Source organism: Methanolobus sediminis (genome assembly GCF_031312595.1).
GTDB classification, from domain to species: domain Archaea; phylum Halobacteriota; class Methanosarcinia; order Methanosarcinales; family Methanosarcinaceae; genus Methanolobus; species Methanolobus sediminis.
The window spans coordinates 2,472,289-2,486,433 of record NZ_CP133592.1 but is presented as its reverse complement, the minus strand read 5'-3'; the positions used below and the strand labels follow the sequence as shown (position 1 = coordinate 2,486,433).

General features: G+C 40.9%; 13 protein-coding genes. 10 read left to right on the top strand and 3 right to left on the bottom strand.

Annotation, left to right across the window (positions count from 1 at the left end):
• Positions 1–114: 114 nt before the first annotated feature.
• Together RE474_RS12395 and RE474_RS12390 are read left to right on the top strand one after the other, a co-directional pair.
• Positions 115–855, top strand: a complete 741-nt coding sequence (locus RE474_RS12395) for a Nif3-like dinuclear metal center hexameric protein (RefSeq protein ID WP_309310672.1) — start codon at positions 115–117, stop codon at positions 853–855.
• A 59-nt stretch (positions 856–914) separates the two neighbouring features.
• Positions 915–1,070 (top strand): hypothetical protein, encoded by a 156-nt coding sequence (locus RE474_RS12390; RefSeq protein WP_309310671.1) that lies wholly within the window; start codon positions 915–917, stop codon positions 1,068–1,070.
• Between the two features lie 10 nt (positions 1,071–1,080).
• On the opposite strand, the gene RE474_RS12385 is transcribed toward RE474_RS12390, so the two are convergent.
• From RE474_RS12385 to RE474_RS12375, 3 genes are all read right to left on the bottom strand, one after another.
• A complete protein-coding gene (locus RE474_RS12385; RefSeq protein ID WP_309310670.1) occupies positions 1,081–1,614 on the bottom strand; it encodes a tRNA (cytidine(56)-2'-O)-methyltransferase in 534 nt (177 codons plus the stop codon).
• A gap of 11 nt (positions 1,615–1,625) precedes the next feature.
• The gene (locus RE474_RS12380; protein WP_309310669.1) at positions 1,626–3,146 is read right to left on the bottom strand and encodes an AMP phosphorylase; all 1,521 of its coding nucleotides are present in this window, start codon (positions 3,144–3,146) and stop codon (positions 1,626–1,628) included.
• 131 nt (positions 3,147–3,277) lie between these two features.
• The gene (locus tag RE474_RS12375) at positions 3,278–3,571 is read right to left on the bottom strand and encodes a DUF4405 domain-containing protein (RefSeq protein ID WP_309310668.1); all 294 of its coding nucleotides are present in this window, start codon (positions 3,569–3,571) and stop codon (positions 3,278–3,280) included.
• A 467-nt stretch (positions 3,572–4,038) separates the two neighbouring features.
• Between RE474_RS12375 and RE474_RS12370 the strand changes: the two genes are divergently transcribed.
• The 8 genes from RE474_RS12370 (at position 4,039) to RE474_RS12335 (ending at position 14,050) form a co-directional block, all read left to right on the top strand.
• Positions 4,039–4,503, top strand: a complete 465-nt coding sequence (locus RE474_RS12370; protein ID WP_309310667.1) for a nucleoside deaminase — start codon at positions 4,039–4,041, stop codon at positions 4,501–4,503.
• Between the two features lie 135 nt (positions 4,504–4,638).
• Positions 4,639–5,817, top strand: coding sequence for a mechanosensitive ion channel family protein (locus RE474_RS12365; RefSeq protein ID WP_309310666.1), 1,179 nt, complete (start codon positions 4,639–4,641; stop codon positions 5,815–5,817).
• A gap of 39 nt (positions 5,818–5,856) precedes the next feature.
• Positions 5,857–6,732, top strand: coding sequence for a prephenate dehydratase (gene pheA / locus RE474_RS12360; protein WP_309310665.1), 876 nt, complete (start codon positions 5,857–5,859; stop codon positions 6,730–6,732).
• Between the two features lie 54 nt (positions 6,733–6,786).
• Positions 6,787–7,695: a DUF7502 family protein gene (locus RE474_RS12355; protein ID WP_309310664.1), complete on the top strand. Its 909-nt coding sequence runs from the start codon at positions 6,787–6,789 to the stop codon at positions 7,693–7,695.
• Positions 7,696–7,772: 77 nt separating this feature from the next.
• The gene (locus tag RE474_RS12350; RefSeq protein ID WP_309310663.1) at positions 7,773–8,744 is read left to right on the top strand and encodes an AAA family ATPase; all 972 of its coding nucleotides are present in this window, start codon (positions 7,773–7,775) and stop codon (positions 8,742–8,744) included.
• Between the two features lie 34 nt (positions 8,745–8,778).
• Positions 8,779–9,663, top strand: a complete 885-nt coding sequence (locus RE474_RS12345; protein ID WP_309310662.1) for a DUF58 domain-containing protein — start codon at positions 8,779–8,781, stop codon at positions 9,661–9,663.
• Complete coding sequence (locus tag RE474_RS12340; RefSeq protein WP_309310661.1) at positions 9,663–11,537, top strand: DUF7408 domain-containing protein; 1,875 nt, start codon at positions 9,663–9,665, stop codon at positions 11,535–11,537. The genes RE474_RS12345 and RE474_RS12340 overlap by 1 nt, the downstream gene beginning before the upstream one ends.
• Complete coding sequence (locus RE474_RS12335; protein WP_309310660.1) at positions 11,537–14,050, top strand: VWA domain-containing protein; 2,514 nt, start codon at positions 11,537–11,539, stop codon at positions 14,048–14,050. The genes RE474_RS12340 and RE474_RS12335 overlap by 1 nt, the downstream gene beginning before the upstream one ends.
• Positions 14,051–14,145 lie beyond the last annotated feature (95 nt).

Below are 14,145 nucleotides of genomic sequence, written 5' to 3'. Positions count from 1 at the left end.
ATGCTTCGATTGTATTCACATACATAAAATAATAGTGAACTTATAAAAGTGTGTGCAAAAATATACAAAGCTTTTTCCGACAGCTTAAAATCAGTTAGAACTTATCCTTTTTTTATGCAACTAAAAGATGTTATCAGCATACTGGAAGATATTGCCCCTCCCGAGCTTGCGGAAGATTTTGATATTGGGAGAATAGGTCTGAACCTTGACCTGCAGAATGACATTAAAAAAATAGCTGTGGCACTTGACCCCACGGAATATGTCCTTAACAGAGCTGCTATGATAGGAGCAGATTTGCTTGTCACACATCACACCCTGATATTCCACGCTGTGAATTGTATCAATAAAGAACTGGCAGATAGTCTGAAAATCGCACTGGATAATGGAATCTCATTATATTCCATGCACACGAATTTCGATAAGGCTAAAGGAGGAATCAATGATGCACTGGCAAACAGGCTGGGCCTTTCAGACATACAGGAAACTCCCATTGGCCGTATAGGTAGCATAGCTCCATGTTCTGTGGAGACTTTTGTTAATCATGTTTCTAAAAGTCTTGGTACTCATATTCAATTTGCAGGCAGCAAAGAGGAAATTAAGAAGGTAATGGTCTTTGGAGGAAGTGGTTTCAGGTCAGAGTATATAGATACTGCCAGAAACTATGGCGCTGATGCCTATGTATCATCCGAACTGAAACATGACATAATCCGCTCCTACAGTGACATGTTGCTTGTAGATGCGACACACTATGCTACCGAAAATCCCGGAATGCAGGATTTATGTCCGGTGCTTGCGGAAAGACTTGGAATCGATGTGGAATTCATTGAGCATGACCCGCTAATAAAGACACTCTAATAAGCGCAGCTGACGAAATTCACTGTTTTGTAACTTGAAAACTTAATATCTGTGATAACATGCCGGAAGAAGAAAAAAACGAAGAGATAGATGAAGATGAACTGGATGAACTCTTCGAGCAACATATAAAAAGAAAAGAAGATCCGAAACACAGAGGATACGGAGATTATGAAAGGAGAAGGATTTACAAAGGTCCTTCTGTAAAAAGAGATTGAAGAGAAAACTTTATTCTCTCCTGTCTATTACTTTTTTCCCGCATCTCTCAGGGACTATTGTCAATTCTCCGCCTTCGAATTCTTTTCTCAGAGGATCGATTTCTGATATGCGGTCCATGGTAACTGCAACTGCAGCAACTTCCGAATGCGGCTGATTTCCAACTGCAACATTCCAGTCAGCCATCTCATATATCTCGAAAGGTACCTTTTCAGCACCTACAACTATCATGAGCTTTTCACAGTCCCTGATTTCAGGAACAGCATCCGGCAGATTAATTCCATACATTGACAGGTGACATACTTTGCCGCCATCATCTTTCCATTTCCTGATCTCAGCTTTCCAGCTGACATCATTTTTGACGTAAAAGTCACCGCCAAAACGGTTAGAAACATCAGCAATGTTATCCGCAAGCTTCTGGTCATCTGATGCCAAGAGCATACCCTCGGCACCGAAAGCACGTGCTGTCAGACCGACATGGGTAGTAATCCTCTTGTCACGCTGCGGGCGGTGGCCAAGTCTTAATATTACTATTTTTTCAGGCATATTAATCGTTTTCAGAGTTCTTTTACGTCAGCAACTTTCTCAAGGAGCATACCTTCTACAACGATTGGAAGGTCTTCCCTTGCATTCTTGATTGCTTCTGCAAGTTTTTCTTCTTTCTCAGCATATATTGTAAGAACAGGCTGGCCAGCTTCAACTGCTTCTCCACGTTTCTTGTGTATCCTTACACCTGCACCCTTGTCATTCGGAGCACCTGCAAGCCTTGCTATCTGAACAATGCGCTTGTTGTGGAACTCAAGTACATAACCATTTGTAGGAGCTTTCAGTTCCGCTGTATACTGGCCTACTTTGATGTCCCTGTAAGTCACATCAGGGTTTCCACCCTGTATCTCAATGATCTCTTTCAATTTTGCAAATGCTTTACCGTTCTTCAAGGTTTCTATTGCAAGATCATGGCCTTGTCCCTTTGCAGCAACTCCGCCCATCTCCAAGAGCATACCGGCAAGTACCGCACTCTTCTCAATAAGACTGTTAGGACCTTCCATTGTTTCAAGGACCTGCAAAGCCTCTATAACTTCCAGAGCAGGACCTACTGTTCTTCCCACGGGAGAAGCACCGTATGTCAGTGCACAATCAACATCCATTCCAAGACGATCTCCAAGGTTGATGAGATCCCTTGCAAGTTTTCTTCCAGTCTTCACATCAGGAATCTTTGTACCTGCGCCAGTAGGAATATCTATAACAACTTTCTGTGCGCCTACTGCACCTTTCTTAGCCATGATCGAAGCAAGAAGCTGGCAGTGTGGGTCAATTGAAAGTGGATACTCGATCCTTATTAGTTTGTCATCGGCAGGTGCAATATTGGTTGCACCGCCCCATACAATTACTCCGCCTACTTTCTCGGTCATTTCCTTGATCTGCTGGGAGGTAAATTCCACAGGAGCCAGGATCTCCATAAGATCTGCAGTTCCACCTGCACCGGTAATTGCGCGGGAACTTGTTTTAGGTATAAGTAAACCATTGGCTGCAACAATAGGAACTATCAAGAGAGAGATCTTGTTTCCAGGAACTCCACCAATAGAGTGTTTGTCCATAATAGGCGTGGTGGCAAACTCTATACGTTCACCGGTATCAATCATTGCCTTAGTAAGCCACTCGGTCTCATCCTCACTAAGGTCTTTAATATAAGTAGCAGTAAGGAATGCAGCCAGTTCAATATCATTCAGGTTCTCTTCGACAATATCCTTTACAAGTTCATATATCTCTTCTCTTTCCAGCCTTTTGCCATCCATAACCTTTCTTATTATGCGTGTGGATTTTGGTTTATCTGCAGGTTCGACTTCAACTGTTTCTGTCCATTCTTTTTTGAGTTGTTCCTGCACTTCATGATACAGCCCAATCATTCCAGGAGCTATCATATCTTCTGTAAAGTCTACGATGGCTGTAAGAACCCTGTGGTCTTTGATCCTTACTCTGTCGCCTTCATTAACTCCTATTTCTTTGGCATCGATGGTATTTAATACTACTTTGTATTTGCCGACTTTGATATCAATAGGCTGAACTTTTAGCTGCATTATTTCACCTTTATAATATACAGGAAAATACGCGAAGGAATAAATAGCTTTATGGTTAGCTGAAAAAATAGGGCAAGAATATCCGGAATCAGAGTACGCAGAAAATACCAGATATCTTTTAGCTAATGAATTTATTCTTCAACTGGCTGTGCTGTTTCACATATGACAGGTGATCTGCTATTACTGCTGAAGAAATTTCTTGTTGTGCAGGCCATCCACTTCCAGTGCAATACCAGATGTATAACTGAAAATGCTACCATTAAGAGTCCTATCTGTTCATGCATCTGAAGCAGTTCCCGGCTGTCATATCCAAGGAAACTGGCACCATGACCGGCAAATATCAGTACAACTCCGGTTACGCTTACTATGACTGACTGTGCTAACAATGGTATGTCCACAATGTAATTCAGTGTATTTTTCTTCATATTACATCAATCCTCTTTATATGTTTAAGATCTCAATTTTCTTACTCTCTTTTTGTGTCATTTTCGTATCATTGTTTTTTCTGTTTATTTGCCTGTTAGACTACGATATGAATTTATGATTGTGATTTTTTATGTGATTATTAGTTAGAAAGATCGCATGTGGCGGTGTACGACATGTATGGTGGTACATTGTTGGTGGTTGGTGATGATGGTGGTTGGTAGTACGCTAACATGCGATCTTACAATTCGAGAATTCTCAAATGCAAATATAAACATACTTACTATCAAAAAGAGAGAATAAAGCTTTAATTTCGATTTAAAAGAAGCTAAAGTTTATAAATGAGTATTAAGCTGTAAAAAATATTAGTTTATAAAATAAATGTACTATAAAGCTTTATTTCGAATAATATTCTTAAAGCATCAGATATACCAGTTCATTTAAAACCAATAATTAATTATACTGTGCCATGGACAAATTCATGCAGGCTGCTATAGACGAAGCACGTGAAGGAATGGAACACAACCACGGAGGACCTTTCGGAGCAATTATTGTCAGAGATGGAAAAATAGTATCCAGATCTCACAATGAAGTATTACTTACCAATGACCCGACAGCTCATGCTGAAGTCCTGGCAATTCGCAAGGCATCTGAGATACTGGAGAACTTTGACCTTTCTGACTGTGAAATTTATACCAGCTCCCAGCCCTGTCCCATGTGTCTTGCAGCAATCTACTGGTCACGGATAAAAAAGGTGTATTTTGGAACGAACAAGGAAGATGTCGCTGTAATAGGTTTTGATGACAGCCGTTTCTACAAATTGATCAGGGGAGAGGAAGATAAGAATCCTCTGGAGATAGTGAATATTGACAGAAAGGAATGTCTCGGACTTCTCAGAGAATGGGAGGAAAAGAGCGATAAAAAAATGTATTAACCGGAAATAGTGTTGAAATCAACCTTTATACAATCTACATTATATATAGGATGAATTGATGATAATTAAGTCAATTATCAAATCGGCAAATTGATTTTGCTAATTAATATAACGGTAATATAGCAGAGGGGAAAAATGGACATTAATCAATTAATTCCGGCAATAGTATCATTACTGGTAACCCTCTCTTTAATACTTATTTTTGATTATCTGTTTCATAAAAAGAACCTTTTTTCCAGGGAAAGGGTAATTCAACAAATAATCTACATCCTGATAATAGTAATCGGACTTTTACTTACAATATTTACATTGCCAATCAACGTTGAAGACAAGAACCTTGTCCTGACCTTTGTAAGTATTGTTATCGGTGCTATAATCACTTTCTCTTCCACGACCTTTGTAGCAAACGCAATGGCCGGGATCATGCTCCGTATGATAAATCCTTTCAGGGTAGGAGACTTTATCAAAACCGATGGGACTTTTGGCAGGGTTACAGAGATCTATTTCCTGCACACCCAGGTTCAGTCTATAGACCGTGATCTAATCACAATTCCAAATCTTACCCTTGTTTCAAAGCCCCTGAAGACCATAAGATCATCGGGTACTATTATTACTACAAGTGTTTCTCTGGGATACAACATACCCAGAAAGGAAATAGAAAAAAGTCTTCTTCAGGCTGCTGAGACAACGGGACTTGAAAATCCTTTTGTTCATGTCGAAAAACTTGGTGACTTTTCAATAAGCTATAAAGTCGGAGGGCTTCTGAAGGACGTGGAGAGGATTATTACCACAAGATCCGATTTTAAGAAGAACGTTATTGACGGTCTTCATAATTCTGACATAGAGATAGTTTCACCCACATACATGAACCAGAGAGTTTTCAGCGAGGACTATGTGTGCATGCCACCAAAGGAAGATACAAGGAAAGCTCCAAAAGAAAAAGAACCTGAAGTCCGGACTGAAGATATCATCTTTGACAAGGCTATAATGGCCCAGATGCTTGACAGGATCTATACAATAGCTGAAAAACTCCCTGATCGTAGAAAGGACATGGAAGATAAGATCAAAGATATCTCTAATGAAAATAAAATGGATGAACTAAAAGAGCAGATCAATATACTTGCTAAAAAGGAAGAGGACATAAATCCAGAAGTCCAGGCACTCAGAGATCTTCCGGATATAACATCCATGCCTGATGATAAAGATGATGAATATATAGAAAAACTTGTTACTGCTGAAAAAGATATAACTCTTCTGGATAACAGGCATGAAGACCTTGAGAAGAAAATATTTAAAGCTCTTGAACAAGAATGATGGAAAGATATTCTTAGATTACAATCATTGAGGAACAGAATGAGAATTGGAGTACTTGGGCTTAAAGGCTCATATTCGGAAAAAGCTGCAAAGCAGTGGATTACAAAAAATGTACTGGAAAATGACAATATTCTGGAGCATTGCTCTGATATTCAGGATGTTTTTACCCTTCTTGAAAACAAACAATGTGACATAGGGGTTGTACCTCTTGAAAATTCAATTGAAGGATCAGTGGGTATTACCCTGGACCTGCTTCTGGAAAAAGATGTAAACATCATCGGCGAGACTATTGTTACAATAGAACACTGCCTTCTTTCAAGAGGAAAGAAAGAAGACATAAAAGTGGTACTTTCACACCCGCAAGGCCTGGGACAATGCCGTAACTTCCTGAAAAAGACATTCCCGCTTGCAGAGCTGAGAACCACAGGGAGCACATCCCATGCTGCAAAACTTGCAACTGAGTTTGAGGAAATGGCTGCCATTGCTTCACCGGAAACAGCTGATGTTTACAAACTGGATATTCTTATGCCAAATATCCAGGACAGGAAACACAACCACACACGTTTTGTTATTATTACAAGATCTGAAACAACAGAAGACATTATCAGATCCCTGAGACCCACAGATTCATGTGATCCCTACAAAACATCAATAATAGTGTATCTTGACCGTGATCGTCCTGGTGCGCTTTATTCCATACTGGGAGAATTTGCAAAGAACAATATCAACCTTACAAGGATTGAGTCAAGACCATCAAAGAAAGTGCTTGGAGACTACGTTTTCTACATTGATTTTGAAGGAAACATAAGCGATGATATTATAAAAGATGCAATATATAACATAGAGTCGAGCGTAGGGATGTTGAAAATGCTTGGTTCGTATCCGGAACTAAACTCCAGTTGCGAATCCAATTAAATAGATGCAGGTAATTGGAAATTGCCTTACAGAAAAAAGCGGTGAATTATAGGTATGGACGTCAGGAGTTTTGTTAAAAAACAGGAAGCTGCACTGAAGAAATATCGCAGGTTATACAAAGTCCTGGATTTCCTTGGAACTGCTATCATTCTGTATTTATTGTTATTCTATTTCCGCATCGATCAGGTTTTCCCATATATCAGCAGTTTTGAAGTCCGCGCAGGGACCTCCTACGATATCCTGGGAGCCAGCATCGCATTTGAAACTGTTGCATTATCACTTATTGCAGCTTTCTTTTCGCTTATTATAACAGTTATTCGTCATCTTAGAGATGACAAGACTAAAGCGATCCCTCTTATTGAAGAACAAAACCCGGAACTGCATGAAAAACTGAGAACGGCATATGACAACTCCGATGAGAACAACCTCATCGTTGCAGACCTTCTAAGTTCGGTGTCTTCAAAGATAGCAGTGATCGCTTCATCAGCACTTCTTACAAAGAGAAAACTGGTGATAGGAGTTGTACTTATTCTATTATCCGGTATAACAACAGTCTACATTATAGACAATGACATTCGTACCAATCTTTTTGACCAGGGTCAACTTGGAGACTTGGTAAATAACATTCCCGGACTAGGTAATGGCGATTCATCATCTGGAAATGATGTTTATGTATTTGATGACTCGGGAAACGAAGATAGCAGCAGTTCAGGCACAGAGAACTTAACAGGAGATACTGCGATAATCGTTCAAGACGGGAAAGAAGTTGACCTGACAATCCCTGCAGGCTCAGGTGTCGGGTTTGAAGAAGGGGATACATCTGAGGAATCAGACACTGACTTTGACCAGTCCTCTCCTTATGAAAGGAGCATAATTTCAGCCCAGACCTATGACGAAGAATTACCTGAAGGCTACGAAAGTATCATCAAAGAGTACTTTGAAGCATTAGCTGAGGCTGATTAAACATTAAAATTCTACAAAATTCACACGAATTCTATTAATACATCTAATTCACAGGACAAAGATTAAGGAGATAACAGATGGCTAGTGAGATGAACTCAAGGGATCTGTCGCAAACATACAAAATGGCTGGCGATATGTTCGTAACCCTTTTCAATGAAATCGGAAAGGTAGTTGTAGGCCAGGCAGAAACAGTAGAACAGATAGTGATCGCAATACTTTGTAATGGGCATGCACTTGTTGAAAGTAATCCGGGTCTTGGAAAAACCCTTACCATTTCCACTATTTCAAAGGCAATGGATCTGAACTTCAGCAGGATACAGTGTACACCGGACCTTATGCCTGCAGATATCACAGGAACCCAGATAATAGAGGAAAGTGACGGGCACAAGGAATTCAAGTTCGAATACGGACCTATTTTTGCAAACATCGTGCTTGCTGATGAAATTAACCGTGCATCACCAAAGACACAGTCATCACTGCTGGAAGCTATGCAGGAAAAGCAGATCACTGTGGGAAATGACACTTACATTCTTGAGCAGCCATTTTTCATACTTGCAACCCAGAACCCGATAGAAATGGAAGGAACATTCCCGCTTCCTGAAGCTCAGCTTGACAGGTTCCTGCTCAAGGTACTGGTTGATTATCCAAGCTATGAGGATGAGATCGAGATCGTTAACCGCTATACAAAATCAATTTCTCCAAGCGTCAACAAGGTTGTGAATAAGAATACATTACTTGACCTTCAGAGACTCACAAGGGACGTACCTGTTGCAGATGACATCAGGAACAGGGCAATCAAGATTGTCATGTCAACACGTATCAGTAGTGAGTTTATCGAATACGGTGCATCTCCAAGGGCATCCATTGGTATTATCCTGGCAGCAAAGGCAAGAGCACTTATCAAGGGACGCAATTATGTCAGTGCCGAGGATATCGATGCCATGGCATATCCTGTACTCAGACACAGGATCGTTCTCACCTTCGAAGCTGAAAGGAGAGGCGTGACCACTGACCAGGTTATCAAGAGCATACTTGAGAAGATAAAGTAAGGCAGTTTGCCGTCAACTTACAAGGGCACTTGCAATGAGCGACAAGAGACATAATATAGATGTTGAGTTCTTCAGGCAGCTTGACCGCTTTACCTTCATGGTAAGGAAAAGAATATCAACCGCATATGCAGGTAGCAGGCGTTCCATCCATAGCGGAAGAGGTCTGGATACCATAGGCTACCGTGAGTATAACCAGGGAGATGAGATCAAGTCCATTGACTGGAAAGCATATGCAAGGTCTGAGAAACTCTATATCAGGCAATTCGAGGAAGATAAATCCCTGACAACCCATATTTTACTTGATTCCAGTAAGAGTATGGATTATTCAGGCGGAGCTGACCTCAGTAAATTCGAATATGCCACCATGCTTGCCGCAGGTTTTGCCTATCTTGTAACTAAAGACAATGATAAGTTTGCCATATCGACCTTTGCAGAGAATGTTGAATTCTCTAAACCCAGAAGAGGAAGAAAATACCTGCTCAAAACTATCGAAAGACTTGAGACGGTCCCTATCGGCGGCAAAACAGACATCAACGAATGTACTATCCAGTACGGAAAAGCCATACACTCACGATCACTTGTTATCCTTATCTCCGATTTCATGCAGGACCCTAAAGATATAGAGTCTGCAATCTACCGCTTTTCCGATCATGATCTTATACTTGTGCAGGTGCTTGACAGAACTGAAAGTTCCCTTGAGATCCACGGACATAGCAGGCTTATTGACCTGGAATCCGGCGTTAAGCTTGACACATATATCAGTGAGGATCTGAAGAGCGAATACCAGAAAAAGCTCACTGATCACATCAACCACATTGGTGACACATGCAGCAGGGTCGGTGCGGAATTCTACACCTTCACTACTGATATTCCGATATTTGATGCGTTCTTCCATACCATCAGCCGGAGGAAATGGTAATGCCTTTTGATAACCCGCTGGCACTGGCTGCCCTTGCAAGTGTAATTCCACTCATAATATTATACCTGCTCAGGCCAAAACCTCTTCAGGTGCAGATCCCATCCCTGATGTTCCTCATGGACATCAAGGAAGAGAAAAAACGGTTCTACACATCCATTTCTAAACTTGTAAAGGACCCTTTGTTCTTTATCCAGCTATTTGTACTCATACTCCTTGCGCTTGCTGCCGCATCCCCTTATTTCGAGAGTCAAGAGGCACTCAGCGGAGACCATACTGTGATTATCATTGACGGGTCTGCAAGTATGCAAACTGACAGCAGGTTCAGTGATGCGATATCAAAGGCAGAAGATTACGTCAGTAAGACAAACACCATTATCCTTGCAGAAAGCACACCGGTAACTATTATTGAAGAAGCGAATGCACAGGCAACCTATAATGCACTTGAATCAATGGAGGCAAAAGCAACTGTAGCAGACATGTCAAGTGCTATCTCAGCCGCCATGAGAATACTTAGTGACCAGGGAGGAAATATTGTTGTAGTTTCTGATTTTGCAAGCTGGAACGGTGATGACCCGGTAAATTCCATGAAACTTGCTGAATCCTACGGCCTTAATGTACAGTTCCTCCTTGTTGGCAGAGAAGCCGACAATACAGGAATAATACAGGGAAGTATTGAAGTTGAAGATGGAAATTACAATTATAACGGAGTTATCAAGAACTATCGAAACAGCAGGCAAATCGTGGATGTTGAGATAGAGAACCTTGACAATGGAAAGACAAGTTCCGCCTCACTTACAATACCTGCAAGATCAACAAAGCAGCTTCGCCTTACAACCCTTGGGTCAGGAATAACAGAGGTCAGGATTCTTGATGATGACAGCCTGGAAGCAGACAACACTGCCTATATTTCAATTCCAAAGATATCTGACAGGCAACTGCTCTTTGTGACAGATGTTGATGACCTGCCTTCCAAAATAGCAATTTCACTTATACCCACTATTAGCATTAAACAACTGGAAGGCGTGCCTGATGACCTTACAGATTACAGCATCGTGGTGATTGCCAACAAGGAGAGAGCACTTGCAAGCAATGAAATATCATCTCTTAGCAGTTACCTCAACGGCGGAGGAAAAGCCGTATTCATTGCAAGTGAAGCTCTGTCATCTGAAAATGCAAAGACTGAACTTGTTGAACTTCTTCCTGTGATGCCAGAATCTGTGGAAGACACAGATAACGGAGTGACGCTTGAAGTTGTTCAGGATACCAGACTCAGTGAAGATATAAAATACGATGAAGTGGCAATGTACAAATTCCTCAATGTTACATCCAGAATAGAATCTACAACTCTTGTTGCCACTGAAGATGACGTACCAATGCTTGTCTACGGACCTGTTGGTGATGGAACTTCCGTGTATTTCGGAATAAACGATATTACAGGTGATGACGCATGGAACAACTTCCATAACCTGCCTGAATATCCTGTTTTCTGGTCAAAGCTTGCCGGATGGCTCGGTGGTACCGGAAGCGTGCAGGATTATAACCTCAAAACAGGAACTGTTTCTGCACTGGCTAAGGAGCAGGAGATACAGACACCGAGCACAACGGATACTGTGAGCCGTGTGCTTTACGATGAGGTCGGTGTTTACCAGGTAGCCGGAAAAGAGATTGCTGTGAACTTATACAATGACAAGGAATCTGATACAACGCTTGAGGGTGATGATGTTATTGAACGCTCACAGGCTGACGATGAACCTGGCATAGTACGTGAAAGTTCGTATACCGCAAAGAATTACCTTGACACTTATATGATAATCATTGTTTTTGCATTAGTTATACTGGAGCTGCTTATAATAAGAAAGAGAGGTGAGCTCTGATGGTCAGTTTTGAGAATCCTGAAATGTTCTGGCTGATAATTCCGGCCCTTATTGCAGGACTTTATCTTCTGAAAAAGGGAACTAAAAAAGGACTTATTATATCACGTATCATTGTTGCTATTTTGCTGATTACGGCTTTAGCATCACCTTTCATACTGGTTGCAAGCGTAACATCAGATGATAATCCGAACATCGTGATAATCTCCGATGAAACTGAAAGCATGGAGATATTCTCAAACGGCTCAGCAACTGACCTTTATGAAGCCCTTACAGCAAAAACACCAACATCAATTGTTAGGCTCACCGGAGACAGCACTGCACTTGGGGATGCTATTATCCAGTATTCCACAGGAGATAATCAGATCGTGCTGGTCTCAGATGGTAACAGCAATACCGGCGAGGATGTGGAAACTGCCCTGCAGTTTGCAAAGGAGATGGGAACCACTGTATATTATGTGCAGCCGGAAGTGCAGTACAACGACATTAGTGTTGAGATCGAAGGCGATAAGACCGTTGTACGCAACAATGAGAACCAGTTCAACATCATTGTAACGCAGGCAATGGATCAGGAAATTAAGTATACTTATTCATTGTACAGCGATGACACACTCATCAGCAGCCGTACCATTACCCAGACGGAACGTACAAAAACAATACCAATAACACAGGTCAAATTCAGTACTCTGGGAGCACATACACTGAGAGCAGAGATCAATCCTTTAAGTTATGATTATGATCCTATTAATAATGAATTCTACAAAGCCATATATGCAATCCCTAAACCAAAAATAAGGACCATAGGACTTGACGTGAATTCACCGCTTGCGGACATATTACTCAACCTATACGATGTTTCAAGAACAGGAGAACTTGCAAACATTGATAGCCGCAAAGCAATAATCATTGATAATACCCATGCAAACACTTTCAGCGAGAGTGAAGTAGAGGAAATGAAAAGCTTCCTCAACGATGGGAAAGGTATTGTCGTTGTTGGGGGTGACAGTTCCTACAACTTCGGAGACTATCTTAATTCATCTATTGAAGAGATACTTCCTGTACGCTCCGAGCCAACAGACTGGACAGGTGGAAGAAGCATTGTTCTTATTCTGGACCTTTCAGGTAGTTTGGGAGGCGGAGATGTAGCTGTAAATGAATCAAAAAGTGACATGGAAACTCACACAATAAGTGAAGTATTATCAATGGCAAATAGCATCATTGATAACGAAGACCTTCGTGATTCAGATATGGCAGTTGTTTCGTTTACAGATTACGTGAATGATACATCTAATGGCTTCGTTACACTATCTAATGAAAACGATAGAGAGAAATTGATGGATACTGTTTCAAGGTTAACAGCACAACTTACTGATAAATCACATCTGGATGATGCACTTTCACTTGCTGAGGAAGAACTGAACCAAAAAGGTGGACAATCCTTGGTGCTTATTATTTCAGATGGAGGTATTGGGTCTGATATCTATGAGGACAGTGTGGATATCGCATCTCGAATGCATGATAATGGAGTTAATTTCATTTTTGTTCACGTATATTCAACTCAAAATTATCAAAAAGATGATGATGGGAACTATTATGCTGAATTGTTTATATCCTCAATAGGACAAGATACTGGTTATTATCATACAGAAAAAGACACATTCACTGTAAATATTGACTTTGGAACCGCTGATGAGGAACAACCTGACTTTGAGGAAGACACTGACCTTGGTGAGTTCCCTCTGATAGAACTTAACTCAAAGCACTTCATCACAAAGAACATTGATATTGAAGGCAGTGTAACAGGCTATAACGATGTTACACCAAAAGCCGGAGCTGACAGGCTTATCATAACAAGTACAGGCAAACCAATACTTACCACATGGAGATACGGACTTGGAAGAGTAGCCGCCGTTACTACCGATAACGGTCTTGGTGGTGACAACATGTGGGCAACTGAGCTTTACTCCGGAAACAATTCAAAACTCATATCTTCAACAGTGAATTGGGCAATCGGCAATCCGGTAGAGGAAAGTGGAGCTGTTGTTGAAGCAGCTGATACATGGTATGGTACTCCCACCACAATTGAACTTACCATGTATGATGAAGGAATACCAACTCTGAAGCTTGATGGTGAAACACTTGATCTTTCACTGACAGGAACAAATGTCTATGAAGCTGTGATCGAACCGGAACCAATAGGAATGCACGACCTTTCCGGCTATCCGGTAGCAGTTAACTATGCCCTTGAGTACAGGAATATGGGACTCAATGAAGATATGGCTGCCCTTATCACCGCAAACGGTGGCAGTATATATACATCTGTAACTGAAGCAAGATCAAGCATATTTGAAGAAGCACAGGATAATTCTGAAAAACTTGTCAAGGAAAGTGTCAGCCAGAAGATCTACTTCCTGCTCGCAGCTCTTATCATATTCCTTGGTGAAGTGACCATTAGAAGAATTAAAGAAATAAAGGAAATGAAACAACAGGAAAAAGAAATCAAGCCTGAAATTTGAATTCCTGTAACTTTTTTCTTTCTATTTTGTCTTTTACTATTTTTCTCAAGAAACTCCAATTAAGAATGAGAAGAGGGATTTGCAAACCAAAACCC

Coding starts and splice junctions, on each gene's coding strand:
- RE474_RS12395 (WP_309310672.1), top strand. CDS start 115: ATGCAACTAAAAGATGTTATCAGCATACTGGAAGATATTGCCCCTCCC.
- RE474_RS12390 (WP_309310671.1), top strand. CDS start 915: ATGCCGGAAGAAGAAAAAAACGAAGAGATAGATGAAGATGAACTGGAT.
- RE474_RS12385 (WP_309310670.1), bottom strand. CDS start 1,614: ATGCCTGAAAAAATAGTAATATTAAGACTTGGCCACCGCCCGCAGCGT.
- RE474_RS12380 (WP_309310669.1), bottom strand. CDS start 3,146: ATGCAGCTAAAAGTTCAGCCTATTGATATCAAAGTCGGCAAATACAAA.
- RE474_RS12375 (WP_309310668.1), bottom strand. CDS start 3,571: ATGAAGAAAAATACACTGAATTACATTGTGGACATACCATTGTTAGCA.
- RE474_RS12370 (WP_309310667.1), top strand. CDS start 4,039: ATGGACAAATTCATGCAGGCTGCTATAGACGAAGCACGTGAAGGAATG.
- RE474_RS12365 (WP_309310666.1), top strand. CDS start 4,639: ATGGACATTAATCAATTAATTCCGGCAATAGTATCATTACTGGTAACC.
- pheA (WP_309310665.1), top strand. CDS start 5,857: ATGAGAATTGGAGTACTTGGGCTTAAAGGCTCATATTCGGAAAAAGCT.
- RE474_RS12355 (WP_309310664.1), top strand. CDS start 6,787: ATGGACGTCAGGAGTTTTGTTAAAAAACAGGAAGCTGCACTGAAGAAA.
- RE474_RS12350 (WP_309310663.1), top strand. CDS start 7,773: ATGGCTAGTGAGATGAACTCAAGGGATCTGTCGCAAACATACAAAATG.
- RE474_RS12345 (WP_309310662.1), top strand. CDS start 8,779: ATGAGCGACAAGAGACATAATATAGATGTTGAGTTCTTCAGGCAGCTT.
- RE474_RS12340 (WP_309310661.1), top strand. CDS start 9,663: ATGCCTTTTGATAACCCGCTGGCACTGGCTGCCCTTGCAAGTGTAATT.
- RE474_RS12335 (WP_309310660.1), top strand. CDS start 11,537: ATGGTCAGTTTTGAGAATCCTGAAATGTTCTGGCTGATAATTCCGGCC.